At 57.8% G+C, this 25,884-nt stretch carries 26 protein-coding genes and 2 pseudogenes; 19 read left to right on the forward strand and 9 right to left on the reverse strand.

Going from position 1 to position 25,884, the window contains the following annotated elements; all coding sequences use genetic code 11:
• Window positions 1-144 precede the first annotated feature (144 nt).
• Window positions 145-375: pseudogene (locus ACYUCQ_RS03640) on the forward strand (Arm DNA-binding domain-containing protein); the annotation flags it as partial.
• A 108-nt stretch (window positions 376-483) separates the two neighbouring features.
• Window positions 484-1,410 carry a tyrosine-type recombinase/integrase gene (locus ACYUCQ_RS03645; protein ID WP_460253224.1) on the forward strand — a complete coding sequence of 309 codons (927 nt, stop codon included), beginning with the start codon at window positions 484-486 and terminating at the stop codon, window positions 1,408-1,410.
• A gap of 287 nt (window positions 1,411-1,697) precedes the next feature.
• Here the strand turns inward: ACYUCQ_RS03645 and ACYUCQ_RS03650 are convergent, their stop codons facing one another.
• The 3 genes from ACYUCQ_RS03650 to ACYUCQ_RS03660 are packed head-to-tail and all read right to left on the reverse strand — an operon-like array spanning window position 1,698 to window position 5,192.
• Window positions 1,698-2,696, reverse strand: a complete 999-nt coding sequence (locus tag ACYUCQ_RS03650) for an amidohydrolase family protein (protein WP_460253142.1) — start codon at window positions 2,694-2,696, stop codon at window positions 1,698-1,700.
• Window positions 2,697-2,704: 8 nt separating this feature from the next.
• Window positions 2,705-3,958, reverse strand: a complete 1,254-nt coding sequence (locus tag ACYUCQ_RS03655) for an MFS transporter (protein WP_460253143.1) — start codon at window positions 3,956-3,958, stop codon at window positions 2,705-2,707.
• 13 nt (window positions 3,959-3,971) lie between these two features.
• Window positions 3,972-5,192, reverse strand: a complete 1,221-nt coding sequence (locus ACYUCQ_RS03660) for an alpha/beta hydrolase family protein (protein ID WP_460253144.1) — start codon at window positions 5,190-5,192, stop codon at window positions 3,972-3,974.
• A gap of 143 nt (window positions 5,193-5,335) precedes the next feature.
• Between ACYUCQ_RS03660 and ACYUCQ_RS03665 the strand changes: the two genes are divergently transcribed.
• The 4 genes from ACYUCQ_RS03665 to ACYUCQ_RS03680 all read left to right on the forward strand — a co-directional run bounded on the left by ACYUCQ_RS03665 (window position 5,336) and on the right by ACYUCQ_RS03680 (window position 8,835).
• Window positions 5,336-5,974 (forward strand): cupin domain-containing protein, encoded by a 639-nt coding sequence (locus tag ACYUCQ_RS03665; protein WP_460253145.1) that lies wholly within the window; start codon window positions 5,336-5,338, stop codon window positions 5,972-5,974.
• A 41-nt stretch (window positions 5,975-6,015) separates the two neighbouring features.
• Window positions 6,016-6,672, forward strand: coding sequence for a cysteine hydrolase family protein (locus ACYUCQ_RS03670; RefSeq protein WP_460253146.1), 657 nt, complete (start codon window positions 6,016-6,018; stop codon window positions 6,670-6,672).
• Complete coding sequence (locus ACYUCQ_RS03675) at window positions 6,669-7,592, forward strand: polysaccharide deacetylase family protein (protein WP_460253147.1); 924 nt, start codon at window positions 6,669-6,671, stop codon at window positions 7,590-7,592. The genes ACYUCQ_RS03670 and ACYUCQ_RS03675 overlap by 4 nt, the downstream gene beginning before the upstream one ends.
• Window positions 7,593-7,662: 70 nt before the next feature.
• Complete coding sequence (locus tag ACYUCQ_RS03680; RefSeq protein WP_460253148.1) at window positions 7,663-8,835, forward strand: amidase; 1,173 nt, start codon at window positions 7,663-7,665, stop codon at window positions 8,833-8,835.
• A 111-nt stretch (window positions 8,836-8,946) separates the two neighbouring features.
• On the opposite strand, the pseudogene ACYUCQ_RS03685 reads toward ACYUCQ_RS03680, so the two are convergent.
• Window positions 8,947-9,456: pseudogene (locus tag ACYUCQ_RS03685) on the reverse strand (transposase); the annotation flags it as partial.
• A 231-nt stretch (window positions 9,457-9,687) separates the two neighbouring features.
• Here ACYUCQ_RS03685 and ACYUCQ_RS03690 point away from each other — a divergent pair.
• Complete coding sequence (locus ACYUCQ_RS03690; protein ID WP_460253149.1) at window positions 9,688-10,050, forward strand: helix-turn-helix domain-containing protein; 363 nt, start codon at window positions 9,688-9,690, stop codon at window positions 10,048-10,050.
• A 419-nt stretch (window positions 10,051-10,469) separates the two neighbouring features.
• On the opposite strand, the gene ACYUCQ_RS03695 is transcribed toward ACYUCQ_RS03690, so the two are convergent.
• From ACYUCQ_RS03695 to htpG, 3 genes are all read right to left on the reverse strand, one after another.
• Window positions 10,470-11,141, reverse strand: coding sequence for a hypothetical protein (locus ACYUCQ_RS03695; protein ID WP_460253150.1), 672 nt, complete (start codon window positions 11,139-11,141; stop codon window positions 10,470-10,472).
• Between the two features lie 47 nt (window positions 11,142-11,188).
• Window positions 11,189-11,944, reverse strand: a complete 756-nt coding sequence (locus ACYUCQ_RS03700; RefSeq protein ID WP_460253151.1) for a sulfotransferase family protein — start codon at window positions 11,942-11,944, stop codon at window positions 11,189-11,191.
• Window positions 11,945-12,027: 83 nt separating this feature from the next.
• The gene (gene htpG / locus ACYUCQ_RS03705) at window positions 12,028-13,881 is read right to left on the reverse strand and encodes a molecular chaperone HtpG (protein WP_460253152.1); all 1,854 of its coding nucleotides are present in this window, start codon (window positions 13,879-13,881) and stop codon (window positions 12,028-12,030) included.
• A gap of 92 nt (window positions 13,882-13,973) precedes the next feature.
• Here htpG and ACYUCQ_RS03710 point away from each other — a divergent pair, with 92 nt between their 5' ends.
• The 11 genes from ACYUCQ_RS03710 to ACYUCQ_RS03760 all read left to right on the forward strand — a co-directional run bounded on the left by ACYUCQ_RS03710 (window position 13,974) and on the right by ACYUCQ_RS03760 (window position 22,812).
• Window positions 13,974-16,544: a helicase-related protein gene (locus tag ACYUCQ_RS03710; protein ID WP_460253153.1), complete on the forward strand. Its 2,571-nt coding sequence runs from the start codon at window positions 13,974-13,976 to the stop codon at window positions 16,542-16,544.
• A gap of 12 nt (window positions 16,545-16,556) precedes the next feature.
• Window positions 16,557-16,853: an RNA-binding S4 domain-containing protein gene (locus tag ACYUCQ_RS03715; protein WP_460253154.1), complete on the forward strand. Its 297-nt coding sequence runs from the start codon at window positions 16,557-16,559 to the stop codon at window positions 16,851-16,853.
• A 102-nt stretch (window positions 16,854-16,955) separates the two neighbouring features.
• Window positions 16,956-17,285 carry a ferredoxin FdxA gene (fdxA, locus tag ACYUCQ_RS03720; protein ID WP_460253155.1) on the forward strand — a complete coding sequence of 110 codons (330 nt, stop codon included), beginning with the start codon at window positions 16,956-16,958 and terminating at the stop codon, window positions 17,283-17,285.
• Window positions 17,286-17,638: 353 nt separating this feature from the next.
• Window positions 17,639-18,319, forward strand: coding sequence for a CarD family transcriptional regulator (locus tag ACYUCQ_RS03725; protein ID WP_460253156.1), 681 nt, complete (start codon window positions 17,639-17,641; stop codon window positions 18,317-18,319).
• A 110-nt stretch (window positions 18,320-18,429) separates the two neighbouring features.
• Entirely contained in the window at window positions 18,430-18,810 is a 381-nt protein-coding gene (locus tag ACYUCQ_RS03730) for a flagellar basal body rod protein FlgB (RefSeq protein ID WP_460253157.1), read from the forward strand.
• A gap of 146 nt (window positions 18,811-18,956) precedes the next feature.
• Window positions 18,957-19,361, forward strand: a complete 405-nt coding sequence (flgC, locus tag ACYUCQ_RS03735; protein WP_460253158.1) for a flagellar basal body rod protein FlgC — start codon at window positions 18,957-18,959, stop codon at window positions 19,359-19,361.
• Complete coding sequence (locus tag ACYUCQ_RS03740; RefSeq protein WP_460253159.1) at window positions 19,361-19,666, forward strand: flagellar hook-basal body complex protein FliE; 306 nt, start codon at window positions 19,361-19,363, stop codon at window positions 19,664-19,666. Before flgC ends, ACYUCQ_RS03740 begins: the two co-directional genes overlap by 1 nt.
• 5 nt (window positions 19,667-19,671) lie before the next feature.
• Window positions 19,672-19,932: a flagellar biosynthetic protein FliQ gene (locus ACYUCQ_RS03745; protein WP_460253160.1), complete on the forward strand. Its 261-nt coding sequence runs from the start codon at window positions 19,672-19,674 to the stop codon at window positions 19,930-19,932.
• A complete protein-coding gene (locus tag ACYUCQ_RS03750; RefSeq protein WP_460253161.1) occupies window positions 19,929-20,711 on the forward strand; it encodes a flagellar biosynthetic protein FliR in 783 nt (260 codons plus the stop codon). The genes ACYUCQ_RS03745 and ACYUCQ_RS03750 overlap by 4 nt, the downstream gene beginning before the upstream one ends.
• Before the next feature lie 6 nt (window positions 20,712-20,717).
• The gene (locus ACYUCQ_RS03755) at window positions 20,718-21,800 is read left to right on the forward strand and encodes an EscU/YscU/HrcU family type III secretion system export apparatus switch protein (RefSeq protein ID WP_460253162.1); all 1,083 of its coding nucleotides are present in this window, start codon (window positions 20,718-20,720) and stop codon (window positions 21,798-21,800) included.
• 97 nt (window positions 21,801-21,897) lie between these two features.
• Window positions 21,898-22,812, forward strand: a complete 915-nt coding sequence (locus ACYUCQ_RS03760; protein WP_460253163.1) for a dihydrodipicolinate synthase family protein — start codon at window positions 21,898-21,900, stop codon at window positions 22,810-22,812.
• A 22-nt stretch (window positions 22,813-22,834) separates the two neighbouring features.
• On the opposite strand, the gene ACYUCQ_RS03765 is transcribed toward ACYUCQ_RS03760, so the two are convergent.
• Window positions 22,835-23,428: an HdeD family acid-resistance protein gene (locus ACYUCQ_RS03765; RefSeq protein ID WP_460253164.1), complete on the reverse strand. Its 594-nt coding sequence runs from the start codon at window positions 23,426-23,428 to the stop codon at window positions 22,835-22,837.
• 109 nt (window positions 23,429-23,537) lie between these two features.
• Window positions 23,538-24,041: a hypothetical protein gene (locus tag ACYUCQ_RS03770; protein ID WP_460253165.1), complete on the reverse strand. Its 504-nt coding sequence runs from the start codon at window positions 24,039-24,041 to the stop codon at window positions 23,538-23,540.
• Window positions 24,042-24,170: 129 nt separating this feature from the next.
• Here ACYUCQ_RS03770 and ACYUCQ_RS03775 point away from each other — a divergent pair, with 129 nt between their 5' ends.
• A complete protein-coding gene (locus ACYUCQ_RS03775) occupies window positions 24,171-25,841 on the forward strand; it encodes a formate--tetrahydrofolate ligase (protein WP_460253166.1) in 1,671 nt (556 codons plus the stop codon).
• Window positions 25,842-25,884: the final 43 nt, after the last annotated feature.

A 25,884-nucleotide genomic window follows, 5' to 3' on the forward strand; every position in this document is an offset into this window, starting at 1 on the left:
TTTTATTCTATTAATATCAGATACTTAATCAAGGTTTCCCGCTCCTTCGTATTGATTTAATGTCCAAAGATGTCTAAGGACGTCTAGGGATGTCAGGGGCTCAGCGGGACCCAGACGGGACCCAGAGAAGAGCGAGGTGACAGTATGGCGACCGTGAGATTGACCGATGCGGCTATCAGGAAAATCATCGCAGATGCTGCGACTGGTGTTCGCACCGAACTGACCGATGCCGCGACGCCCGGTTTGAAAATCCGTGCGACAAGGGATGGACGGGCCGTGTGGTCTATCAAGCTACGCGATCTCACGGGTAACCAGGTGCGGATCAATCTCGGTGAGTATCCAACCCTCGGTGTCGCAGACGCGAGGCGTGAGGCGGCGCTTGCGCGGCATCAGGTCCGCCACGAGGGTAAAAATCCAACCGCCGAAAAGCGGGCGCTGCGGCAGCATACTGCTGCGCCGGCGGGAATGACCCTCTCGGGCCTATTGGATGAATTCACCCGTGTCGTGAAACACGACAGCGAGACCTGGTCCGATTATCGCCACCGCATTGAAATCGTCTTTGGCCCCCTGCTGGATAAGCCCGCCTCTCCGCTCAGCCTCGCCGATCTTCAGCGTGGGGCGGACTCATATCCGGCGCTGGGCACCGCATCGCGCGCGGTCGCCTATTTGCGACCCGTCTTAAAATGGGGTGCCGCCCGTGATTACGTCGATTTCAAAACCACCCTCATTAATGAGCCGCGTCGAACGATTCAAAGGCACCGTTTTCTCAACGCGGACGAGCTGAGAGCGCTGATCATCGAATTACGCGGTGGCTCCAATCACCCTGAGGGCGCCTCGCAGCAAGCAAAATATCTAGGTCACCGCGCCGCGCTGATGATGATCTTATATACGGCAACGCGACTCAACGAGGTTTGCGGGGCGACATGGTCGGAACTTTATCTCGATCCTGTTGATGGAGGCCATCCTACTTGGACGATTCCCCCATCCCGGATCAAGGACACCAGGCGGGCTGGGTCAAAATCTCGGAAGAAGAGGCCACCCCATATCATCCCTCTGCCTCGCCAAGTGCTGGAGTTTATTATGGCGAGGCGTCCGGAGAATTGGCGGCCAGAGGATCTCGTATTTCCGAATGAGGCGGGAGGTGCGCTCGGCAATTGGGATCGGGTGACAAAATACCTCTTCGACGCGACCGGCACATCGGGATGGACCCGCCATGATTTACGCCGCACTGCCGCGACGATGATGGGGGAGATGGGCACCCTGCCCCATGTCATCGAATCGGTGCTCAACCATGCCACCATTCATTCCAGTCTGGCCGATACCTATAATCGGTCGCGCTATCTCTCCGAAGTGGGGGAAGCACTACAAAAATGGGCGGACTGGATTGATGGGTTGGTGGGCGTGGGGTAGGAATCTGCGAATAGTTCACCACTACCTGGCATCAACGACAAAAGCGGCCACTGCAAGACACCGACAAGCGGGGTCACCCTTCTATAATTGCCTCGACCGCAGTCTATTAGGAGATCAGTATATTAGGAGATCAGTATATTGTTATGAATTATCAATCCTCCTCTTATAAGAAGCGCATTTTCGGCATAGCGCTGATCACTTGATTACGGGTCGGCGCGACAGATCCTGCAATCGCACAGTCAATTCAGACTGGGTCACGGCATGTCCAGCCGACTGCACGGCATCGTTTACAGATCATCATCCGTAATTCTAAAAAGTTTCATAGCATTCTGACCCATTATCATCTGGCGCGTTGCAGACGACAGTGTGGAACAGTTATTCAATGCCGCAACGGGATTTGGGTCACCCATATCAAACGGATAATCGGACCCCATTAGCACTCGATCTGATCCAACCAGTGTCACAAGCAAGCCGACCAAATCAGCTCGAAAAACGCAGCTGTCAAAATAAAAGCGCTTCAGATAAGCCGATGGTGGATCGACCGTCAGCCGCTTAAGTTCGGACCTATGGGCCCATGCGTGGTCAAGACGACCGATATAGAAGGGCGCATAGCCGCCACCATGGCAAATCAAAACCTTTAATTCCGGGTGTCGATCAATAACCCCACCAAACACGAGATGTTGGAAGGCAATAATTTCTTCTAGCGGTTGCCCAACAGTATTGACCATAAAAAATGGCCCAAGCCGCTGTCCGTTTGAAAAGCCGAGCGGATGAATGATCACCGGGACGTCAAGCCGTGCGAGATGGGCCCAGAGAGGATCAAGGCTGCGATCCGAAAGTTCGATCTCGTTTATCTGGGTATCGATCTGGAACCCGCGGAGCCCAAGCTGTTGCACAGCGCGACTTGCCTCGCGGATCGACGCTTGTATGTCGGGCATCGGCAAGGTCCCCACACCGAGGAATACATGCGGTGCGGAAGCCACAAGTGAAGCTACGTGATCATTCTGTATCCTTGATATCTGATCAATAAGCGGACCCGTACCATAATGGAATTGGCCGGGTGCAGGGCTGATCACTTGCCGATCAATACCCATCCGTTTCATATCATCAAGCCTTCGAGCAACGACGTTGAACGGAGCCTGTAATAGCTTCGCCTGCTCGGCGTCCGTATGACGACTTTCTGGCGACATATCCCGGCGGTAGGCCGTTATCGGCGCGCCTCCGTGTTGGTTCAGCAGCGTTTCAACTGAAGGGCAAAAAGTGTGAGTGTGAATATCAATTACCATTGCGAGATTCACCCTCTATCCAAGCTGGATTCCGCCAAGGGAACGGATCCGATAGGACAACTGGTGCGGGACAAATCGAAAAACAGCATTGCTATGAGTGGAATAATTAGAAGGAGGGTGAGTTGCCATAACGCCGCCTCCCCCCAGCCCAGTGCAATCCGTAACTCGGCGAACAAATAGCCGGAAAGAGCCGCCGGCAGATAAACACAGCTCACCACCAAGCCCGAGGCTCGACCCGTCAGAGCCGATCGCACCGAGCGCTGCATTAACGAATAATTATTGACATAGAGGAAACCACTAAATGCCGACCCTTCAAGGAACGACAGAATATCCTGAGCGAATGGCGTGGTAGCAACATTAAAAAGCAGATAGCCAACAATAGCTAGCATGATTAGAGCAAAGACAGAAATCCATTTCTGGTTCAACCGGTCTGCAGAATAACCGCAAATAACCCCTGTCAGCGCGCCCAGCCCGTACATGCTCGCCGCGGCCCCAGCAGCAAGCACCGGAAAATGTAATTGGGTAATAAGAAACGTCGGATAAAGGCCAAGATAACCCAAGCCGGCCATTCCACTACACGCAGCCGATAGGGCGATAATCATCGTGTTTCGGTTCAGCAAGTGATCTGGAATATGGTTCTCGGAGACCATTGCAGTTGGACTAGCAATTGCGTCCTGCTCGCTAAATCGCTTCGGCACAAGGAAAAAGATCAATAGCGCGCCGATAATGCCAATTCCACCATACACATAAAGGGGAAAATGCCAGCTATCCGCACTCTTGAGGAGTGCCGCTCCCCATCGTGGACCGATGAATGACCCGATACCATAGGCGGCATTGAGGACACCGATTGCTAATGTGCGATTTTTATAAAAATACGCGCCTGCCATGGTGAATATAGCAGCATTCTGAAGTGCTTCGCCCACTCCCGAGATCGCTCGATAGACCGCCATATCGTAAAAGCCGATCGAGAAGCAGGTTAAGATGGTGCAGACCGAGTATACCACGATGCCGACCACGGTCATTGACTTACGGGACATTTTATCGAACAGGAAACCGACCGGCAGCCCTGCGATCCCAAGGCCGAGAGTAAAAATCGTTGCTAGAAACCCTGCCTCAGCAATAGAAAATCCGAACTGGTGAGCCACGCTAGGTAGAAGTATCGGAAAGACAATTCGATCCATTGCGTTTACGACATATGTAGCCGCAATAAGTAAAAATATCATAATTGCAATTGATGGTGAGAGCCGAATGGATCGATTCATGGTCAACTACTCCTTAACTGATAGCTGATTGACGCAGCACCCGCTCATCAATGCCGAACTGGTCTTTTAACCAATCCGCCATTATTTCCTGGCCGATCGTTGGATTATCATGCTGGCAGTGATCTGCACCGGTTTCATCTTCAGATAAAATCCGCAAGGTGACGTTGACGCCCTTTGACTTGGCGTAATCGTGAACTCTTGCCGCTTGCGCGACACCAAGAACATCAAATCCACCATGAACAATCAAATAGGGACAACGCATATGGTCGAGTGCGCCATCCAATGTGAAAGGAGCAGCCTTTTCCAGCGCGTCTTTCATAGTGTTCGCACCGAACACCCATTTAATATGATCGGCGAGCCCGTGATCATCGCCGGCGCCAGCCCAAAGATCCTGAATACTCCAAATGGCCCCGTGCGAAATACAAGCAGCGAGCCGATGCTCATAACTACCAGCGCGCGCAGCGTAATATCCTCCCAGGCTGGAGCCGCATACCGCAATTCGCTCTGGGTCGACATCAGCACGATTCTGCAAATAATCAATGCACCGACCAATTGGCACTTCGTAATCATGGCGTGTCGTCACCTTGTGGCGCCGCAAAGTGCCGCCTTGCCCAGGCCCGTCAATCATCAACACCGAAATCCCCCGTTGCAGGGCGCCATGGGCTTGCATAAACCACATCTCATCCTTGATGCTGTCTAAACCGCCCATGCAGATCAGCACCGGCTGGCGAGCGATAGCAAAGGGAGCCCTCACGAAATAGGCACATAGAGATACACCATTTTCATACGGCACCTCGACCGCCTCACCCGGAACGACCAAATGACTCAGGAATTTCTTCGAACAAGCTTCCATCTGCTCGAAGCAACGCAGGCGGCGCGGATCGGTTCCGCCAAGCCAAAATTCCGCATGACGATAATAATTTGCAGCTCGAAGCCAGCAATTTTGTGCAGTTTGAATATGTCCCCCTGCTGCCGCCATATCGCCTCGCCGGTGATTGCGATCCGCAACAATCAACCACTCAGTGTGCCAGCTCTCACGATCCCCTGGGATCATTTTGGCAGCCGCCTGAAAGCATTCACTTACGGCACCACCACCCTCCTGTGTCTCCCCAAGCGCTCTTCTGAATTGATATGACATCCATGGATGCTGGGGCCAGTGAAGCCAGCCATACGGTTCGAAATGAGGATTCACATTATCGAATTTAGCATCGATCAGTTTTGTCTCGGTTTCCATCTATTGTAGCTCCGTCTTGATTAATTCTTATAGGCAGGCCCATCATCTAATCACATTGTTCCACGAGCAACCGAACTATGCAAGTGACTTGACAAAAAATCAAGGAAGTTGACAATATAAAAACGAGGTCAGTAATGAGGCATATGAAACACCAACCCGCAATCGGCAGAATTACCACTGATCCAGCGCCAATCCCGGACGATCAATCGTCCGAGTCTGCGCAGATTAAAATCGGGCTACGGATCCGGCATTTTCGCCTGACGTTGGGCTTGCGATTGCAGGATGTCGCCCTCAAGGTCGATTGTTCGGAAAGTCTATTATCGAAAATCGAGAATGACCGGATCCTACCCTCCTTGTCGATGTTGCATCGAATTGCCGCTGCTTTGCACACAACTGTTGGAATATTGTGCGCCACGCCAGGCGAGTCGCTGGACAAAGTCGTTAGCCGTGCAGGAGAACGGCAAATTGTCACTATGGATCCGCTACGCAGAGGTTCCGGCACGTATATGGAGCGATTGATCCCTTACGATCCAGCACATCTTTTGCAGGGTAATATCCATGTGATCGAGGCCGGTGGTGGCAGTGATGGCACCATAAGCCACGACGGTGAGGAAGTTGGACTTGTGCTGGAAGGTCAACTTGAACTTATGGTGGCTGATCAAGTTTATCATCTTGGCCTGAACGACTCGTTTTCATTCAGATCCAGTCTGCCTCACGGGTACCACAATCCGGGTCCCGGCCGTGCGCGTGTCCTTTTCGTAAATACCCCGCCAAGCTTTTGATTTTGCCTCGTCGTGCCACCATAACGATTTAGGAGTGAAAAATGATGGATTACGCTGTTGAAACCCATAAATCAGCTGTTATCGCTATTGATCTGCATCGGGGCCATCTGGACATGACCGTCGCGACGATGCCGACGTCTCCCGAGGTTGCCAACCGGATTATTGCGGCCAATAATAAGTTTTTCCGATGGTGTCGGAGTGTCGGCATCCCGGTTATTCATCTTGTCACCCACTATAGGGACGCGACGGAAATTAGAATAAATCCGTTCTGGCGGATGCGGGCCGATGATCCGATGGCAACCCGGAAAAATGTCTTGCGTCATAATATTGTCGGAAGCCCCGGTTGCGAAGTGATGGCAAAATTATTGTCGCCCGAAGATATTATTATCAATACGAAAAAACGCTATGATTGTTTTATGGCAACTGATCTGGATTTTGTGCTCAAGACATTGTCCGTAAATTCCGTATTGATCACCGGAGTAAATACTAATTCTTGTGTTCTTGCCACGGCAGCATCGGCAAATGTCAAAGATTATAATGTGATTGTTGTTGAGGACTGTGTTGATACGATGGATGGAAAAGCACTTCACCAAGCCGGGTTGGACTGTATCAGAACAGCCTTCGGCTTAGTCATGACCACCGATGAAATCATCGCATCGGCGGTAAGACGTTTGCCAGCCACCGAGGTGATGGCATGAATACCGTCAGCGACCAGCCAGACCAGGTTCACACCGTCAGCTTTCGAGACCGTGTGCCGTATCTACCCATCACCATGCGGCCAAAACTACACTTGCCAAATAACGCCCGCATCGCTGTATGGACCATTGTGAATGTTGAGAATTGGGATCCTCAAGGGGCGATGCCGCGCACTGTCTTACCGCCGCCGATGGGTCAAGCCTTGCTACCGGATTTACCTAACTGGGCTTGGCACGAATATGGTATGCGCGTTGGGTTTTGGCGCTTTCTTGATGTGCTGGGGCGTCGCAATATCAAAGCGAGTTTCGCCGTCAACGGAACGTGCTGCACCCTCTATCCTGAAGTCTGTATTGCGGCGCGTGACGCGGGTTGGGATTTCATGGGGCATGGATTTGTGCAAAAGCCTATGCACAAGGTAGAGGATCAACGGGCAGAAATTGCGAAGACGATAAAAGCTATCACAGAGCTCACCGGAAAACCTCCCCGCGGCTGGGAGAGTCCGGGTTTGACAGAAACACGTGAGACAGCCGATCTCTTAGTAGAGGCAGGCATCGAATATGTCGCTGATTGGGTGCTTGACGATCAACCGATTGCGCTGCACACGAAACACGGTCCTATCACTTCGGTGCCCTACACGGTCGAAATCAACGACGTTGTAATCTCCGCGATTCAGCAGCAGCCTTCAGACGAAATCTTGCGGCGTGGCAGAGATCAGTTTGATCGACTTTGGCAGGAGGGCCAGGAGGCACCGCGCGTTATGGCTATATCGATCCATCCGTATCTCACGGGTGTGCCGCATCGGATTAAATATCTGGAAGCGTTATACGACTATATCCTCGGTCATCAGGGAGTGGTCATGTGGACCGGCGCTGAAATTCTGGACTGGTATCTCGGCCAAACCGTGGAACGCCCAGCGCCTTAATTGCTGAATAATGTTATGCTCGTCGCCTCAAAGCGGGACGTGGTCCATTGATTTTTAACCCGGGTGCCAAATGAACGAACGTGCCGATCTAGCTGAAAATGTCGGCTACGGTTTGATCAAGACGCTCCAGATCAAGGGCACCCCAAATGGGCCGCTCGCAGGACTCAACGTCGTGGTTAAGGATCTGTTCGATGTCGCGGGCGAGGTTACGGCATTTGGCAATCCTGAGTGGGGTCGGCGCCGCGGCAAGGCCACATCCCATGCCTGGATTGTGCAGCGTCTGCTTGATGCGGGGGCAACGATCACCGGCAAGACCACGACTGTAGAGCTTGCTTTCGGTATTGAGGGGCGGAATATCCACTATGGGACGCCGATCAATCCTGCGGCTCCAGATCGCTTGCCTGGCGGCTCTTCGAGTGGATCGGCAACGATGGTTGCAAGTGGCCGAGCCGATGTGGGGATAGGGTCGGATACTGGCGGGTCGGTGCGAATTCCTGCCAGCTATTGCGGACTTTACGGATTACGACCTACCCAGGGCTTGGTTAGCTTAGCTGGTGCTGCGGCTTTGGCGCCAAGCTTTGATACTCCGGGTTGGTTTGCCCGCGACGCGATGACAATGGCACGGGTTGGCACAGCCCTACTGCCACCGGGCCAGCCTCTATCTGCGAACCTACTTAAAGTCGGCCCAGCATTTACGAATGCCGATCCCGGTGTCCGCGATGCGATCAACGCGGTGCTCCGCCCATTCGGGCCGATACCAGTCATCGATCCAGCACCAGAAGGGTTGGACGTGCTCTTTGCTGCTCAACGCGCCGTGCGTGATCGCGAAACATGGTCCACGCTCGGCAGTTTTGTTGAATCAACAGAAACATTGGAACCGCTCATCAAAGACCGTTTTATCGGCACCAAAGCCGCCACCGCCGAAGCTGCCGAAGCCGGGCTTTTGCTTCGCCGCGCCTTCACTGCAAGAATGACATCCCTGCTGAATGGCGGCGCGATTTTGGTGTTGCCCACATCGCCCTGTCCCGCACCACCACTTATTGCCGACCAACCGTATTTAGAGGATGTGCGAACCCGCACGATCCGCGTCGGTATTCTCTCTGCTTTTGCCGGCCTGCCGGAACTGACAATACCGGTTGCCCAACTTGATGGCGCCCCCATTGGTCTATCCCTAATTGCGGGCCACGGCCGTGACTTAGCATTGCTCAACTACGCGTGCTCGTTTGATTGGCCAAAAAGCTAGGATTAATATCCTGTTCGAAGTGCTGCGACAACTAACATTACAGTTGCATTTTAGATTTTAAGTGTGCCTGTTGAGCGATTGCTTGATGAGTTCGTCGCCACAGCGACCAAGCTATAACGAAGGCAGGTCGGATACGTTTTTGCGCGAACCGGTTTGCGATCCGCTTGATTTCTTGGATTGACCAACGGATAAGTCCGGGTGACGTCTTGCAGGGTGTTGCATCGTTTTTTTTGGTGGGGACTGATTGGCCTGCAGCCGGACGGCCGCCATCATCGCATATGCCAGCATTACCAGAGACACGTGACGATACCATCCGTGCCAGGACCGGGTTTCGTTATGGTCGAGCCCAAGTTCGTTTTTGGCGGTTTGGAAACTGCGTTCGATGGCCCAGCGATGACCCTCAACGGTGACCAGGGTTTCGATCGTGGTCCCCACCTTGCACCAGGTTGAAAAGAAGGTCAGTTCACCATCCGCAATGTGACGGCGGACCAGCAGACCCCGCGTCCATTGTGCCTGATTTGCATCGCCCTCGGTTTCGTCTTCAAGATCTGCAAGTTCAACGTAGCACCAATCCTGCAGACATGGCCCCTTGGTACCGGAACCAGCCGATAAACGCTGCCAGTCGGCCTTGGTGCGAATTCCGATTGATGTCGGCCACCTATTCCGATGTGATGTCGGCCACCATTCCGATTTGAAGCCGGCCGGCATTCCGATTTCATTCCGGCCACGTGGGTAATGTTTTGAGCGTTATTCGGCTGGGTCAGCAACTCAGGCATCTGTTCTGTCGTGATCAACCACGAGGAGGATTGGATGCCGGCCAGGAGAGAGCTGACGATGCGGCAGATATGACAAATGTTACGGCTTGCCGGTGACGGCATTAGCGCGCGCGAGATTGGGCGGATGCTGGGTGTGGCGCGCAGCACGATCCAGGACAACCTGAAGCGAGCACAGGAGGCTGGGTTGGCATGGCCGGTGCCAGCCAAGCTGAGCGATGCGGCGATTGAAGAGCGCCTTTTTGCCCGCAGTGGCTACAAGCAGGGGGTTCGGCGCCGTGCCGAGCCGGCCTGGGACGAACTGGTCTGCGAACTGAAGCGACCTGGGGTCAATCTGCAGGTGCTTTGGGAGGAGTATCGTGACCAGCACCAGGGGGGTTACGCATTGGCAACGTCGGTAACGCGGCAATTGCCGCTGTCGGCTATAACCGCCCCCACCTGATCGCATCCAGCACCCTTCCTCCAGCCCTCATCGAGACCGTCATTCAAGGCGATACGGCGACCCAACTGGTCTGCCATAGGCGTTCTTCAAGAAAAACCTTACAACGTCATTATCGTCCCCGACGTTCCTCAACCACAAGCTGAAACCCTTCTGAAACCCAATTACCCGTAAAAACTAGCCCCTATATGGTTAACTTATTGTCTTACAACAATTTTTACGTATCCAATCTGTTCATTCGTAATCAGTAGGCCCCCGGTTCAATCCCGGGTGTCGGCACCATTTTTCGCCGGTTTATTCTGCATGGGCATTGATGTCCTCGGCCAGGCTGAGGCGCAGCTTGCGCTTGGCATTTTTGCGTTTTTTTGCTCCTTTTGCTCTTTTTGTTTCTACTCCGGAACGATTTAGGCGCAATTTCGCGCCTAGCGCTCGAAGTTGATTTTCGCGCGGGCGGGGGGTGCGTAAATATGGCCGGGCAGAGTGGGGCGTGGCGGAGCAGGAGGGTATTTTGCCAGCATGTAGTCGTAGAATGACGGCTCTGGTTTTTCGCTCCGCCGCGCTGGTTTGCGCGCCGGTTTTTGCTCCGGTTTGAGACTGGGTGGGCGCGGTTTACGCGGTAATTTGAGATAATCGGGGAGCGGAATCGCGAGCATGCGGCAGATCGGGCGTAGCACTCGGCCTATGCTTGGGTTTTCGCCGTGGAGGAGCGACAAGTCAGGGTCTTCGAGGAAGCGGATCAGGTGCCCGCGCACATAGGGGATGTGGTGGCCGGGGAAGGTTTGCAGCAGCCAGCCTTTTTGCCCCGGCAATTCGCTCCTTTTTGCGCCGGTTTGAGGGGGTGGCGCTGGTGCTTCTGCGGGTTCGGGCGCGGTTTGAGCTTTGGGCTGCGGTTTCCGTTCGCGGATGGGGCGGGGATTGCAGGAGAGAGAACGAAAACGGCGGGCGAGGAGCGAAATACGGTGCCAGACGGCCCACTTGAGCGAAAGATTAAAGCGGGCGTAGTCGGGGGCGCCGAGGGTTTTGCGGAGCATGTGTGCGATCGCGGTGAAGCGGTCGGCGAGACTCTGTGCGAGGGGGTTAGTGGCCTGCTCCATTTCGCTAACATGGCATAGGCGGGGGTGGGTGCGAAAGGGGAAAATGATTAGGCGGCGATGTTAAATTGGTCCAGGAAGGGCATGAATAATGTTGTTAGGTGCGCTTGGTCGGTGGCGGGCCAGTCGCGCCATTTGCCGCTGCGCATGTCGCCGATATGGGAGCGATGGATCTGGGTCACGCGATCATAGTGATCATTGCCGGTGATTTGGACTCGCTCAGCGGGCAGGTTGGCTAACGTGCTGGCGAATGATTGGATGGCGGCGCTGGCGTAGCGTTGGGCGATGGTTGCCATGATCGGCGCGCTGACGGTGAGGCCGAGGCGGGTGGCGATTTGCTCGATTGTTTGCGGGTCATCGAAAAACCGATCTTCATAGCGCAGGGTCAAATAACCTTGGGCGACCAGCCGGGCTAATCGGCGGCAATCATTGAGCACCAAAATGACGGCGGCTTCGATTGGGTATCCGAAGCGTTGATGCACTGAAATTGCGGCATCGCGCGGATCGCGGATGCTGAGAATGTAATCGGCCTGTGCGGCGATCAGCGCATCATCAAACAGCCTGTTACCGCTATGCGATTTGATCACCACAGCGCGGCCCGCCATGAGGGCTGCGCTGGGCAATTCGCCGCGATGCTCGGCAAACACCCCCAGCACGTTGGCTTCGCTGCATGTGGCGATTAATAATTCACGCACGATATTGAACACCCAGGTCGAGCCGCTGCCGCGCAGGCCCGCCGTGACCACCAAGCGCGAAGCGGCGAATGACGCGCTGGGTGGCGGCGCGGATAGACCAGAGATTTGCATGTCGGCGGCTCCGTTTGATCGGAGCGGATGAAACAGCAAATTTGTTAATATATCGTTCGTTTGCTCCGATAAATATCGAGGCGTTATGAGGCGCCCCCGACTTGTGGGGCGACTTGCGGGGCGACTTGTGCGGCGACATGTGCTGCGACGAAGCGGGTGAAGCGTGCGGCGTCGGCGGGGGGTTCACCATCGCCGATCCGCGCCAGATCGAGCAGCAAGGCGGCCCATTCTGCGAGGTCTTCGCCGGCTTGGTGGCGCTGCGCCAAGGCGAGGATCAAGCTATGGGCCGGGTTGATTTCGAGCGCGGGCGGGCCGGCGAACACCGGACGCCCGGCGCGGCGCATCATGCGCTGCATGGCGAGATCCGGCCCCTGGGCATCGGCGGCGAGGGCGGCGGGGCTGTCGGTCAGCCGGGCTGAGCAGCGCACGTCCGACACGGCCTCCCCCAGCGCTGCTTTCAGCGCGGCGGCTAAATCGGTTACCGCAGGATCGACCGTTGCGGCCTCGAACAAATCGGTGGCTTTGGCGACATGCAGCAATTTTTTATCCTGATAGCTGCCGAGGCGCTCGGGCCAAAAATGATCGATTGGGTCGGCGAGCAACAAGACTTCAAAGCCCTTGGCGCGCATGCCTTCCAGCAGCGGCGAGGCGGCCAAACGCTCCTGATCCTCGCCGGTGAGGTAATAGATCGCGCTCTGCCCCTCGGCCATGCGCTCCACATAGGCGTCAAGCGAGGTTAGTTCGGCGTTGCGGGTTGAGCGGAAGCGCGCGAGGCCGGCAATATCGGTGCGATGATCGGCATCGTCATAAATGCCTTCCTTCAGCACCGCCCCCCATTGGCCGATGAAGCTGGCATACGACGCCTCATCCTTGGCGCGGCTTTTCAACTCGGTGATCACCCGGTTGACCAGGGCTTTGCGGATGCGCGCGAGGACGGGGGTTGCCTGCAACATTTCGCGCGAGACATTCAGCGGCAAATCTTCGGTATCGACCACCCCCTCGATAAAGCGCAGCCAGGACGGCAATAATTGGGCGCGATCAGTGATGAACATCCGCCGGACATGCAGGCGCAGATGGCTATCGCGATCCTCCGCCGTCGCTTGGAACGGCGAGGCGCCGGGGATGAACAGCAGGGCCGCGAAATCAACCGCCCCCTCGGCGCGCCAGTGAATGGTGGCCCAAGGTTTGTCGAACATATGGCCGAGATGGCGGTAAAAATCCTCGTAATCGGCCTCGGTGACATCGGCCTTGGCTTTGCGCCAGAGGGCGGCACCTTCATTGGCGGCGACAAATTTGCCATCGCGCTCGATGGAAATCGGCACCGAGACATGGTCGGCCCATTTGCGAATGATGGTGTCCAGCCGGTGCGCATCGAGAAACTCGGTGGCGTCGGATTTGATATGGAGGGTAATGTCGGTGCCCGCTGCGTCGCGCGTGGCCGGGGTGATCCGGTAGCCGCCGCGCCCATCGGAACTCCAGCAATATGCGGCATCGCTGCCGGCGCGGCGGGATATCACCTCGACCCGATCCGCCACCATGAAAGCGGAGTAGAATCCCACGCCGAACTGGCCGATCAAGCTGGGCCGTTCTTCGGGCTTGGCGTCTGCCAAGGTTTCGGTGAAGGCGCGGGTGCCTGAGCGGGCGATGGTGCCGAGATGGCTCGCCAAATCCTCTTCGCTCATGCCAAGTCCGTCATCGCTGATGGTCAAAATGCGGGCGGCATGGTCCGTGCGGATGCGAATGCCGGCCTCGCTCGGGAGTGCTAGGCTTTCATCGGACAAAGCGAGGAAGCGGCGGCGATCGATCGCATCGGCGGCGTTCGCGACCAGCTCGCGCAGGAAAATTTCTCGATCCGAGTATAACGAATGCACCACCAAATCGAGCAAACGACCCACTTCCGCGTCAAACGGGCGATCAGTTTCGATGGCATCACTCATGACATTTTCTCCATAAATTCGATCATTCTCACCGCAAATAGGCAATCAAATTGTCGCTTGCAATGCTGGGCGATCGCGCCAACAGTATGAGCATGTCTGGATTCGCCCCGCGTGTGAAGGCGGTGCTCGGCCCCACCAACACGGGCAAGACGCATCTCGCGATCGAACGCCTGCTGGGCCATGCCTCGGGCATTATCGGCTTTCCGCTGCGTTTGCTGGCCCGCGAGAATTATGACCGGATGGTGGCCCGCAAAGGGGCGCGTTATGTCGCGTTGATCACCGGCGAGGAAAAAATTGTGCCGCCCGATGCGCGCTGGTTTTCCTGTACGGTGGAAGCCATGCCGCTGGATCGCAAGGTTGAGTTTCTGGCGGTTGATGAAATTCAGCTCTGCGCGGACCCGGATCGGGGGCATGTGTTTACCGATCGTTTGCTGCATGCGCGCGGCATGGTTGAGACCATGTTTCTTGGCGCGGAGACCATGCGCAAATTGCTCAAGCGGTTGGTGCCGGAAGCCGAGATTGAGACGCGACCGCGCTTGTCCCAGCTTACCTATAGCGGTCCGTTGAAACTCTCGCGGTTGCCCCCGCGCAGTGCGATTGTCGCGTTTTCGGCGGCTGAAGTCTATGCCATTGCCGAGGCTGTGCGCTCGCGCCGGGGGGGCTGTGCGGTGGTGATGGGGCGGCTCAGCCCGCGCACGCGCAACGCCCAAGTGGCGCTGTATCAGGAGAAAGAGGTTGATTTCCTGGTCGCCACCGATGCCATTGGCATGGGGCTGAATATGGATGTCGATCATGTGGCGTTTGCGGGGCTGAGCAAGTTTGATGGTCATCGCCCGCGCCCGTTGATGGCGGCGGAGATTGGGCAGATTGCGGGGCGTGCCGGCCGTGGCATGCGTGATGGCAGTTTTGGCACCACGGGCCGGTGCGGCCTGTTGACTGATGATATTGTCAGCGCGGTGGAAAATCATAGTTTCGAGCCGATTGAACAGCTTGCTTGGCGGAATGCGACGCTCGATTTCAGCTCGATCGATGCGCTGTTGCTTAGCCTGGCCGCCGCACCGGACCGGATTGGTTTGGCGCGGGGGCATGATGCGTCGGACCAGCAGACGCTCGCCACGCTCTCCGGCGATACGGCGATTCGGGCGGCGACCCAGAGCCGGAGTGCGGTGCGGCTGCTGTGGGAGGTTTGCCAAATCCCTGATTTTCGCAAACTCGCGACCGATGCGCATGCGCGGCTTTGTGCGCGCATTTATTTGCTGCTGCGCGAGGCGGATCGGCTGCCGGAATCATTCATTGCCGCGCAGATTGCCGGGCTGGGCCGGATTGATGGTGATATTGATAGTTTGATGCAGCGCCTCGCGGAGGTGCGCATCTGGTCCTATATTGTGGCGCGGGCGGATTGGGTGAGCAATGCCTTGGTTTGGCAGACGCGGGCGCGCGACGCCGAAGATTTACTGTCCGATGCGCTGCATGAGAAATTGATGGCGCGGTTTGTGGATCGCCGGGCGGCCAAGCTGACCCGCAGCCTGGCCGAGGGCGGTGATCCGGCGTTGTTTTCCGCGGTGACCCGCACCGGCGATGTGTTGGTCGAGGGGCACATGGTTGGCCGCGTGGTGGGGCTGGGCTTTGAGCCGGAGGCGACGATCAGCGGGGCGGATGCGCGCTTGGTTTTGCGCGCCGCCCGCCGGGCGCTGATTGGTGAATTTCCGCGCCGCGTTGCCATGATCAGTGCGGCGCCGGACCCTGATTTTATGCTGCGCGATGATGGCGTGATTTTGTGGCAGGGCGCTGAAATCGCCCGGCTGCGGCGGGGGGCTGCGCTGCTGACGCCGGCGATTGAGGTGACCGACTCGGAGTTTCTGGATGGGGTGCGGCGCGAAGCGGTGCGCGCGCGGCTGGCGCGGTTCATCACGCAGCATATTCAAACGGAACTGGCGCCGCTGTTTGCCGCCGCGAAGGCCGCCGACTCGCCTGCTTGGCGCGGGTTGATCCATCGGCTGATGGAAAATGGCGGCGTGATCGCGCCGGAACCAAGCCCGGCTCCGGCGGAGGCGGGTGCAGCGCGTGATGTTGGCGGCAAAGCGTCCGCCGGGCGGGGGCGGGCGCCGCGTCTTGCGCTGCATCATGGCCGTTACGCTGTTTATCTGCCCGGCCTGCTGAAACCCAAGCCAACCCGCTTGCGGGCGTTGCTGTGGGTGCTGTGGCATCAAGTGCCAAAGCAAACCCTGCCCCAGCCAGGCTTGATCGCCGTGCCGCTGCCACCATGGCCCCAAGGTTTTGCCGCAGCGCTGGGTTGGGTTGAAGCGGGCAACAAAGCGATCCGGCTGGATATGGCCGAGCGGGCGGCCCAGCGCTTGCATCGGGCGGCGCGGGGCGCGGGTTTTGTTAATCCCACCGAGATCGCGCAGCCCTTGGGCCTCTCGATCGTCGATTTGCCAACCGCCCTGCCGGCGCTCGGTTTTCGCTATTATCCGCCCGAACTATTGGACTGCGCCCAATTCGGCCCGCCGATGCCGGCGCGGATTCGGGTGCCGAGCCAAAAACAGCCGGGCCGCAGCGCGGCGCGCGTGGTGAAACGGGCGGCGATGCTGGAGCCGGCGGTGCCGATCAACGCAGACCACCCATTCGCTGCCCTCGCGACCTGGCGGCGCGCCCATCGCTGATCGCGCGCCGCCATGCCCTTGCCATCGGATGCAGCGCTCGCCACCCAGCGCCTCGATCAATGGCTGGTGAATGCGCGGTTTGTGAAAACCCGGCGCCTGGCCGCCGCCTTGGTGATGGATGGCTGCGTGCGGATCAACCGGCAAGTCACTGAAAAGCCTCATGCCCGCGTACGGCTTGGCGATTTTCTGACCATTGCCCAGGCGCATGGGCCGCATCCAAGCGTGCGCGTTATTGAGGTGCGGGGCATTATTGCCAAGCGCGGCCCGGCGAGCCTCGCGCAAACACTTTATATCGACTATGTCGAATAAGCCGCCTGCGGGCTGCTTGCGCGATGGCCAAGTCGGGGGCATATCCCGCTCAGCGTGTTCAGGGCCATTTTGTCGGCCGTAACCTACCTCTGGGAGTCTGCGATGACCTATGTGGTCACCGAAAATTGCATCAAGTGCAAATATATGGATTGCGTTGAAGTCTGTCCGGTGGATTGCTTTTATGTCGGCGAAAATATGCTGGTGATTCATCCGGATGAGTGCATCGATTGTGGTGTTTGCGAGCCGGAATGCCCGATTGAGGCGATTGTGCCGGATTCCGACAGCAAGGCTACCGCTTGGCTGGAAAAAAACCGTGAATTTTCAGCGGTTTGGCCCAATATCACGCGCAAGGGCACCCCGCCTGCTGATGCGGATGAGTGGAAAGATAAGCCGGGTAAGGCTGATTTGTTCTCGCCGGAACCGGGCGCTTAGCCGCAATCTGCTCGGCGCGGTTCACCCCAGCGCGTTTTTGTGATACTAGCCCATGGTGATCGATAGGCAATTCGGTGTTTTTCGCCGTGATTGTCGCTTTCCCCGGAGGTGTGCAGATGACAGAACAGGATGTGACGGCGCCGGCCTTGGACGGTGCCCGTTCAGATTCAACGCAACCCGCTGCGCGCAAAGCCCGACCCTCACGATCCAAAGAAGCTGTGGCCGCGCGCGCCGCCGAAAAGGCGAAAGCGGCAGCAGTTACCCAACCCGCCCCGAAGCCCGCCAAATCCGCCAAGGCGAAACCCGCAGGCGCGACATCATCGACGACATCCGAAAAAGGCTCCCCTTCCCCCATGTCCAGCCGCGTAAACGCCGCCGTTAAACCGGTATCGCCGGAGAGTGCCGAAGCTCCGGCGCCGGTCACCGCGCCGAGCCAAGCAGCCCCGATGGCCGAGGCGGCGCCGAGCCAGGCAGAGATTGCTGAACGCTCATCGATCCCGCCGCCGGGCCCGCGCCCGGTGTTGCCGCAGCGCGCCATCGCGAAAGCGGAGAATTTCAAAGAGGGTGATTTCGTGGTGTATCCAACCCACGGCGTTGGCAAGGTTGAGCGCATCGCGCCGGAGGAAATTGCTGGCCATAAGCTTGATTTGATCCATATCACGTTCGATGAAAACCGCATGACTCTGCGGGTGCCGGTGAACAAGGCCCGCACCGCTGGGCTGCGCAAACTGGCCAGCCGCAAACAATTTGACGAGGTGTTGGTCACCCTCAAAGGCCGTGCGCGGATCAAGCGCACGATGTGGTCGCGCCGCGCGCAGGAATATGAAGCCAAGATCAATTCGGGTGATCCGATGGCCATCGCCGAGGTGGTGCGCGATTTGCACCGCAATGCCGGGCAGCCCGATCAGAGCTTCTCGGAGCGGCAGATTTTTGAAGCGGCGCTTGAGCGCCTCGCTGCGGAATATGCGGCATTGGAATCCCTCACTAAGCTCGAAGCCATCGATAAATTGCTGCTTTTTCTTAAAACCGAGTAAATAAACCTGCACGGAACGGTCATTCGCAAAAATATTTTTCCGCGCCGCATCTCGTTGAGGGTTTGTTAATCAATTCGGTCTAACACATGATGAACAACGCGGAGTTCATCATGACCAGCACGCTGCTTGACCTGTCGGTGCAAAAATTGAGCTATCTCAACAGCGCTCAACGGATGCTATCGCAAAATCTCGCCAATCTGGACACGCCGGGTTACACCCCGTCGCAACCGGTTCCGTTCAGCGCGACCATCAATAAGCTCAACGCGCTGCAACTCGCCGCTCCCGATGGGCGCGATTTGCCGGCGCCGAACACCGCTGCGTCGGTCGCGACGACATCGCGCGTTGCGGCACGCGCGCCGGATGGCAACGCGGTGTCGCTGGATCAGCAACTCGCCGCCATGGCCCATGTGCAGCTTAATCAACAATATGCCGTTAATCTCTATAAATCCTATCTCGGCATGTTTCGTTCGGCCCTTGGTGCCTCGCTGTAATGCGGCCCGCACATCCGCCGTGAAATCGCGCCCCTGAGACCGGCCCCCCGAGATCGGAGCCCGAGATCGGAGCCCGAGATCGGGGAAAAATGGCGTTAACGTCGCAAACCAAGCGGGCAACACTGAGCCAATCGATGAGAGAAATCATGAATTTTGGAACCACATTGAACATCTCCGCCGCCGGCCTGACGGCTGAGGGCACGCGCTTGCAAATCATCGCGCAAAATCTTGCCAATGTGCAAAGCACGGGGTCCAGTCCCGGCAGTAACCCGTATCGCCGACAGACGGTCAGTTTTGCCGATCGGATGAATAGCGCAACCGGTGTCAAGATGGTCGCTGTTAGCCAGATCGGCCACGATCAAGCGCCGTTCCCCCTGAAATATGATCCATCCAATCCGGCGGCGAACAAGCAGGGTTATGTTAAAATGCCCAACGTAAACAGCTTTGTTGAATTGATGGATATGCAGCAAGCCGAGCGCGCTTATAACGCGGATCTTGCCGCGATGAATGCATCGCGCAGCATGCTGTCGCGCACGTTGGGGCTGCTCTGATGTCTGTTCTCCCGGTCAGCCTGTCGGGCGCTTCACCGTCTCTGGTTTCACTTGGGTCTGCCAGTGTGACTGGGGATACGCAAACCAGCACCAACTTTGGCCACTATATCGGCACGATGATTAGCCAGACAGTGCATCAAAGTGCTGCCGCCGAATCCACGGCGACGACGGCGCTCACCCAGGGTGGTGACCTGACCGGCGCGGTCACGGCTGTTGCGCAAGCGCAATTAGCGCTGCAAACCGGCGTCGCCATCCGCGATCGGATGATTTCGGCCTATCAATCGATTATGAATATGCCGATCTGATCGTCATGATCGCACAGATCCTCCATCAAGCGATCATGCTCGCGGTGCATCTTGCAGCGCCACCTTTGTTAGCCGCACTGGCCGTGGGCGTTCTGGTTTCCTTGATCCAAGCGGTGACCCAAATTAATGAAACGAGCCTCTCATTCCTGCCTAAAATCGCTGTTGTATTGGCGGCTTTATTGATCACGGCGGGTACCGCCCAACGGCTTCTCACCATGTTTTCGCAGCATATTTTCGCGGCCATGATCACGGTCGGCGGATCATGAGCCCGTTAAGCGCCGATGCGTATGGATTTACCCTGGTGCTCGCCCGAGTCAGCGCTGCCGTGATGCTGATGCCCGGCTTTGGCGAAGCGCCGATTCCGCCGATGGTACGGGTGGGGCTATCACTCGCGCTTTGCGCCATAGTCTGGCCGATGGCCGCCTCAGCCTTGCCGCCGCCGGGCGCGAATGACATAGCGACGACGCTGATGCTGGCTAAGGAATCGTTGATTGGTGGCGGTATTGGCTGGATCGCTCGGGTTTTGGTGCTGGCTTTGCCCACCGCCGGCCAATTCATTTCGTATCAGATTGGTCTGTCGAGCGTTCTGCTGCCTGATAGCGCCATTGGCGCCCAATCGACAGTGCTGGCCGATGGTTTTAACATTGCCATCCCGGCGCTGGTTCTCAGCAGCCCATTATTTGTGCTGCCGTTGCGCGCTTTGGTTCACTCTTACAGCGCCTTTCCCCCTGGATTATCCGCCACCGCGCTGCATGGCGGGATTGAGATGTCTGCCGGTGCCGCTTTGCATATTATTGTTTCGTGTGTGCAGGAAAGTTTTGCCATGGCGGTGGGGCTTGCCGCGCCGTTCCTGATTATCGGCTTGATGTTGCAGGCTGGTTTGGGGCTGATGGCCCGCGCCGCGCCGCAACTGCAAGTATTTTACCTCGCAGCGCCGTTACAAATTCTGGCCGGGCTTACCCTGGTCGCGCTGACCGCCACCATTTTATTTTCCGCTTGGGAACATGGCGTCATGACGCTGTTTCGCTCAGGGTTGGGCTGGTAGGCCGCGATGGCGGAGGGCGAAAATGACGCCAAAACCGAGGCAGCCACCCCGGCCCGCTTGCTCAAAGCGATTGATCATGGCGAAATGCCGTTGGCCCGTGAACTTCCCGGTGCGCTGGGTCTGCTTGGTTTTATCGGCGTGCTCATCGGCTTTGGCGCCCCCCTGATCGATCAACTCATCCGTGCGCTGGCCGGCATCATCGCCGGGGCGGGTGCGCCGGGTGGCTTTCATCATGTGCTGATGGTGCTGATCGCCGCAGCACGCGAACCGGTGCATATTATCGGCCTTGTGGGCGGCACGGTTATTGTCGCGAGTCTGCTCGGCACCATCGCGCAAACCGGTTTCCGTCCGCGCTTGCAGGCACCGCGCTTGCATATCTCGATGCTGTCACCTTTGACCGGTCTCAGCCGATTATTGAGTGCCAATCATTTGATTGAGACGCTGCGCTCCACCATCAAGCTCATCATCGTTGGCATCGTGGTTGCCCTGATCCTCAAAGCGCGCCTGCCCGCCTTGATCGGCACGATTGGCACCCATCCGGCCGGCATTGTCCTGTGGATTGGCAAGACGCTCCTCGCCATTGTCAGCGCGGTGGCGCTGGGAAATTTGACCATCGCCGCCGCCGATCTCGGCTGGACGCGGTTGCGGTTTCAGTCGCAAATCAAAATGACCCATACCGAAATCCGCGATGAATCGCGCGAGACGCATGGTAATCCTGAAATCAAAGCGCGGCTGCGTGCCTTGCGCGCGGCGCGGGCCAAGCAAACACTCAGCATCGCCCTCGCCCGCGCCAGCGTGGTGGTCACCAATCCGACCCATTATGCTGTTGCCCTCGAATATAACCGTGGCGATCAATCGGCACCGCGCATCGTTGCCAAAGGCAAAGACCGGATGGCGGCGCGCATTCGAGAACTGGCCCGTGATTTGTCGGTGCCGATTGTCGCTAATCCGCCGCTGGCCCGCGCCCTGTACAAAGTGGCGCTGGAGGCGGAAATTCCGTCCGAGCATTTCAAGATCGTCGCGGAAATCATCGCCTATGTCTGGCGCTTGGCCGAACGGATGCAGCCGATGATAGAGCAGGATAGCTGACCTGCATGTAGCACCGTGCTGAATTCTTGCGCATGGGCGCGCCAGGCGGCAAAGTTCAGAGGGCGTGGAACGGCATCGGGCAAACGGGAGTGAAACAATGAATTACCGGGTCAAAGGCGTCTTTGCGGCAGTTGCGACCCCGCTCACCCCGGATTTTGCCGTTGATACGCCCCGGCTGATTGCTCAGTGCCGCCGCCTGCTTGACCAGGGCTGTCATGGTCTGGCGTTGCTGGGCAGCACCGGTGAGGCGACCTCCTTTTCCCAGTCCGAACGCAAAGCGATCTTGGAGGCAGTGCTCGCGTCCGGCATCCCGCCGCAGGCGATTCTGCTGGGCACTGGCTTGCCCGCCATCGGTGATACGATTGAGCTGACGCGCCACGCGCTCAATCTCGGTGTTACTGATTTTCTGGTCTTGCCGCCGTTTTATTACAAAAATCTGAGTGATGACGGGCTTGTGGCCAGCTATCGTCAATTGATTGAGAGCGTGGCCGATAAACGGCTCGCTCTGGTGCTGTACCATATTCCGCAATTCTCAGGCATTCCGATCACCCATGCCAGTATCGAACAGCTTCGCCGCCATTATCCTGAAATTGTGGTTGGGTTGAAAGATTCGTCCGGCCAGCGCGAGTCCGGCCTCGCTTTTATTGAAAATCATTCTGGCTTTGGCGTTCTTGCCGGTGCTGATCCGCTCATGCTGCCGTTTTTGCGCGCTGGCGGCGCTGGGGCGATCACCGGCCTCGCGAACATTGCGAGTGCGGGCCTGCGAATTATTTTTGATCAGGCGGACCAACCCGACAATGCCGAGCGCGTGCAAGCGGCGCAAGCCTATATCGAAGCGCTGCGCGCGATCAGCGCTTCCTATCCGCCGATGGCGGCGATCAAAACCATTACCGCCGCCCTGTTGAATGACCCGACATGGCGCCGGATGCGCCCGCCGCTGAGCGCGCTGGACGATGCGGATTACCGCGCCATTTTGCAAAAATTGGCCGAATTGCCCGCCTGCTCCGCTTGATTAATCGTTGCTGATTGCTTGGTTACTGGCTCATTTCGCGCCGCGCGGTCAGTGCCATTGAAATCAATCCGGTGCCGCCAAACACCATATCGATACCGACCAGCAAGCCGAGCGCCCATACCAAAGTGCCCGGAAAACCGGCGATCACGACAGCGGCCAGGATCAAATCGACCACACCATTGACCAACATCCATTCCCATTTACCAGCCAGGCCGCGCCGGTGCGCCAGCGCCAGAAAAATCATCAAAATGCCATCTGCGATGAAATAAGCGACCAGCACAAAGGTCAGGGTCGCCAAGCTGCGCACCGGGTCCCACAGCAACACCGCACCGACCACGAGGGCGACCACCGAGGACAAGGCGGCCCAGACCAATCCCGGCGCCCGCGTGCCGCGCATGGTGCCCAAGACCGTGACCAGACCGACCGCGCCGGCAATGATGAAGAGCCATCCGAGCACCAAGGTCAGCGTCAGTCCGGCCAGCACCGGCAGGGCAATGGCACCGAGGCCCAAGCCGGTCAGCACCAACCCTTCGAACAGGTAAAACCGCCAATGCTGATGGATCGATTTGGCAATTATCGTGTTGATCATCGCCTGGGGCGATTGCAAGCCTGACATTTTTCGCTCCGTTGATAAACGACCAGACGGCGCGTTAAAAATCCGCGTCGGACTCTTGGCAGGTGGGCGTGCGACCGGCGGGATTCAAGCCAGCACGCAAAGGTTCAGATTAATCCAAGCGCGGTTCGATCCGCCGACCCCGTGGCGGTGCGGGTGGCGCCGGTGGTGCGGGTGGGGGTGAAGATGGGCGGGCGCGTCCAAAACTCTCGCGCAGCGATGGTTCGGCAGAGGGAGATGGCGGGGGTGGCGGTGGGGCCGGTGGTGGTTGGGTTGGTGCTTGAGGGGAGCGTGCCATGGTGAATTCCGCGCTGTCACGCCGACGCAGCGGTGGCTCGGTCATGGGTGCCATCGGGGCTGGGGCTGTTGGTTTGGCGGGTTCGGGATAGACCTGATCCATCACGCCGATCCGCGCGCCCGCTTGACGCAGTGCCATGACCCGCAATTCTTCCTGAATATCCTCAAGCTGCTCTTCGATCGCGCTGAGCCGCGATTTGACGCCAAACACCGCAAACGGCATCGCGAGGAGGGCCAGCGCATAGACGCCGCCAATCAACAGCAGAATCAACACCGCCCAATCGGGTAGCATGAACCCACTCAGCGCAGACGGTAACACCGAACCATTCCCCATAAGATGCTTTTACGATTGCAAATTTACGATTGCAAACCCCGATCACGCCAGCATCCCCTCTTGCCATTCGGGCAAGAGCCAAGAATAACAGCGTCAACGCAGGGAGACGACCGCATGACGACTGATCTTGACATCGCCCGGAGCATCAAGCTCCGCCCGATCGCCACCATTGCCGACACGGCTGGCATCCCTGCCGAGGCCATCATCTCTTATGGCCGACACAAGGCAAAAATCGATTTCGACTATATTAATAGTCTGGCCGACCGCCCGAACGGCGCGCTGGTGCTGGTTGCCGGTATCAGCCCAACCCCGGCTGGCGAGGGTAAAACCACCACCAGTATCGGCCTTGGGGATGCGCTCGCGGCGTCCGGCGCCAAAACCATGATTGCCTTGCGCGAGCCGAGCCTGGGCCCGTGCTTTGGTCAAAAAGGCGGCGCCACCGGCGGCGGTTATGCGCAAATCGCCCCGATGGAGGAGATTAATCTGCATTTCACCGGCGATTTTCACGCCATTACCAGCGCGAATAATCTGCTCGCCGCCATGCTCGATAACCATATTTATTGGGGCAATGGGCTTGATATTGATGTGCGCCGGATTTCCCATCGCCGCGCCATCGACATGAATGACCGCGCGCTGCGCGAAACCGTGCTCAGCCTCGGTGGTGGGGCCAATGGCGCCGCACGCGAGCAAAAATTCGATATTACCGTTGCTTCCGAGGTGATGGCGATTTTCTGCCTCGCCAAAGACCTAACTGATCTGCAAGAGCGTCTGGCGCGGATGATTATCGCGGAGCGGCGCGATGGCACGCCCGTTACCCCGGCGAGCTTGAACGCGGTTGGTGCGATGACGGCTTTGCTGCGCGACGCGCTGCAACCCAATCTGGTGCAAACGCTGCACGGCACGCCCGCCCTGGTGCATGGCGGCCCGTTCGCCAACATCGCCCATGGCTGCAATTCGGTGATGGCGACCACCACCGCGCTCAAACTCGCTGATATTGTGGTGACCGAGGCGGGTTTCGGCGCCGATTTGGGCGGCGAGAAGTTTCTGGACATCAAATGCCGGCAAACTGGCCTGCGCCCTTCTTGCGCTGTGGTGGTGGCCACGCTGCGCGCACTCAAAATGCATGGTGGGGTGGCGCGCGGTGATCTTGGTGCGGAAAACCCCGAAGCCGTGCGGGCCGGGGCTGACAATCTGCGCCGCCATGTCGCGGCGATGCGCGCATTCGGCCTGCCGACTTTGGTTGCGATCAACGGTTTTGTTTCCGATACCGCGGCTGAGCGCGAGGCGCTGCGCGGCGCGCTATTGGCCGATGGCATCACGCCGATTTTCTGCACCCATTGGGCCGATGGCCCCGCCGGTGCGGCGGATCTGGCCCGCGCCGTCCGGGCGGCGATTGCCGATCCCTCGACGAATTTCGAATTGCTGTATCCGGATGAGCTTTCGCTCGCCGATAAGCTGCGCACCATTGTTCGCCGCATCTATGGCGGTGTGGATATTGCGCTGTCCGACCGCGCTGCCAAGCAAATGGCGCGGTTTGAGCGCGCTGGTTTTGGCCATTTGCCGGTTTGCGTCGCGAAAACCCAGTATAGTTTCACGGCTGACCCTGGCCAGCGCGGCGCGCCGACCGGCTTTACGCTCCCGATCCGTGAACTTCGCTTGTCAGCGGGTGCCGGTTTCGTGGTGGCACTCGCGGGCGATGTTATGACCATGCCCGGTTTGCCCCGGATTCCCGCCGCCGAGGCTGTGGGCCTCGATGCGGCGGGGAATATTACCGGGTTGTTTTAGATCAATATTGGCTGAGGTCGAATCGGCAGATTCGACCTCAGCC

Source organism: Acidiphilium sp. MT5, from assembly GCF_054767495.1.

Excerpts from the sequence above, each read along its gene's own strand:
- ACYUCQ_RS03680 (WP_460253148.1), top strand. The coding sequence starts at position 7,663 with ATGAACGAACGTGCCGATCTAGCTGAAAATGTCGGCTACGGTTTGATC.
- ACYUCQ_RS03675 (WP_460253147.1), top strand. The coding sequence starts at position 6,669 with ATGAATACCGTCAGCGACCAGCCAGACCAGGTTCACACCGTCAGCTTT.
- ACYUCQ_RS03660 (WP_460253144.1), bottom strand. The coding sequence starts at position 5,192 with ATGGAAACCGAGACAAAACTGATCGATGCTAAATTCGATAATGTGAAT.
- ACYUCQ_RS03690 (WP_460253149.1), top strand. The coding sequence starts at position 9,688 with ATGTTACGGCTTGCCGGTGACGGCATTAGCGCGCGCGAGATTGGGCGG.
- ACYUCQ_RS03715 (WP_460253154.1), top strand. The coding sequence starts at position 16,557 with ATGCCCTTGCCATCGGATGCAGCGCTCGCCACCCAGCGCCTCGATCAA.
- ACYUCQ_RS03700 (WP_460253151.1), bottom strand. The coding sequence starts at position 11,944 with ATGCAAATCTCTGGTCTATCCGCGCCGCCACCCAGCGCGTCATTCGCC.
- ACYUCQ_RS03755 (WP_460253162.1), top strand. The coding sequence starts at position 20,718 with ATGGCGGAGGGCGAAAATGACGCCAAAACCGAGGCAGCCACCCCGGCC.
- ACYUCQ_RS03710 (WP_460253153.1), top strand. The coding sequence starts at position 13,974 with ATGTCTGGATTCGCCCCGCGTGTGAAGGCGGTGCTCGGCCCCACCAAC.
- ACYUCQ_RS03695 (WP_460253150.1), bottom strand. The coding sequence starts at position 11,141 with ATGGAGCAGGCCACTAACCCCCTCGCACAGAGTCTCGCCGACCGCTTC.
- ACYUCQ_RS03650 (WP_460253142.1), bottom strand. The coding sequence starts at position 2,696 with ATGGTAATTGATATTCACACTCACACTTTTTGCCCTTCAGTTGAAACG.
- ACYUCQ_RS03655 (WP_460253143.1), bottom strand. The coding sequence starts at position 3,958 with ATGAATCGATCCATTCGGCTCTCACCATCAATTGCAATTATGATATTT.
- htpG (WP_460253152.1), bottom strand. The coding sequence starts at position 13,881 with ATGAGTGATGCCATCGAAACTGATCGCCCGTTTGACGCGGAAGTGGGT.
- ACYUCQ_RS03760 (WP_460253163.1), top strand. The coding sequence starts at position 21,898 with ATGAATTACCGGGTCAAAGGCGTCTTTGCGGCAGTTGCGACCCCGCTC.
- ACYUCQ_RS03775 (WP_460253166.1), top strand. The coding sequence starts at position 24,171 with ATGACGACTGATCTTGACATCGCCCGGAGCATCAAGCTCCGCCCGATC.
- ACYUCQ_RS03750 (WP_460253161.1), top strand. The coding sequence starts at position 19,929 with ATGAGCCCGTTAAGCGCCGATGCGTATGGATTTACCCTGGTGCTCGCC.
- ACYUCQ_RS03745 (WP_460253160.1), top strand. The coding sequence starts at position 19,672 with ATGATCGCACAGATCCTCCATCAAGCGATCATGCTCGCGGTGCATCTT.
- ACYUCQ_RS03670 (WP_460253146.1), top strand. The coding sequence starts at position 6,016 with ATGATGGATTACGCTGTTGAAACCCATAAATCAGCTGTTATCGCTATT.
- fdxA (WP_460253155.1), top strand. The coding sequence starts at position 16,956 with ATGACCTATGTGGTCACCGAAAATTGCATCAAGTGCAAATATATGGAT.
- flgC (WP_460253158.1), top strand. The coding sequence starts at position 18,957 with ATGAATTTTGGAACCACATTGAACATCTCCGCCGCCGGCCTGACGGCT.
- ACYUCQ_RS03740 (WP_460253159.1), top strand. The coding sequence starts at position 19,361 with ATGTCTGTTCTCCCGGTCAGCCTGTCGGGCGCTTCACCGTCTCTGGTT.
- ACYUCQ_RS03765 (WP_460253164.1), bottom strand. The coding sequence starts at position 23,428 with ATGTCAGGCTTGCAATCGCCCCAGGCGATGATCAACACGATAATTGCC.
- ACYUCQ_RS03730 (WP_460253157.1), top strand. The coding sequence starts at position 18,430 with ATGACCAGCACGCTGCTTGACCTGTCGGTGCAAAAATTGAGCTATCTC.
- ACYUCQ_RS03725 (WP_460253156.1), top strand. The coding sequence starts at position 17,639 with ATGTCCAGCCGCGTAAACGCCGCCGTTAAACCGGTATCGCCGGAGAGT.
- ACYUCQ_RS03665 (WP_460253145.1), top strand. The coding sequence starts at position 5,336 with ATGAAACACCAACCCGCAATCGGCAGAATTACCACTGATCCAGCGCCA.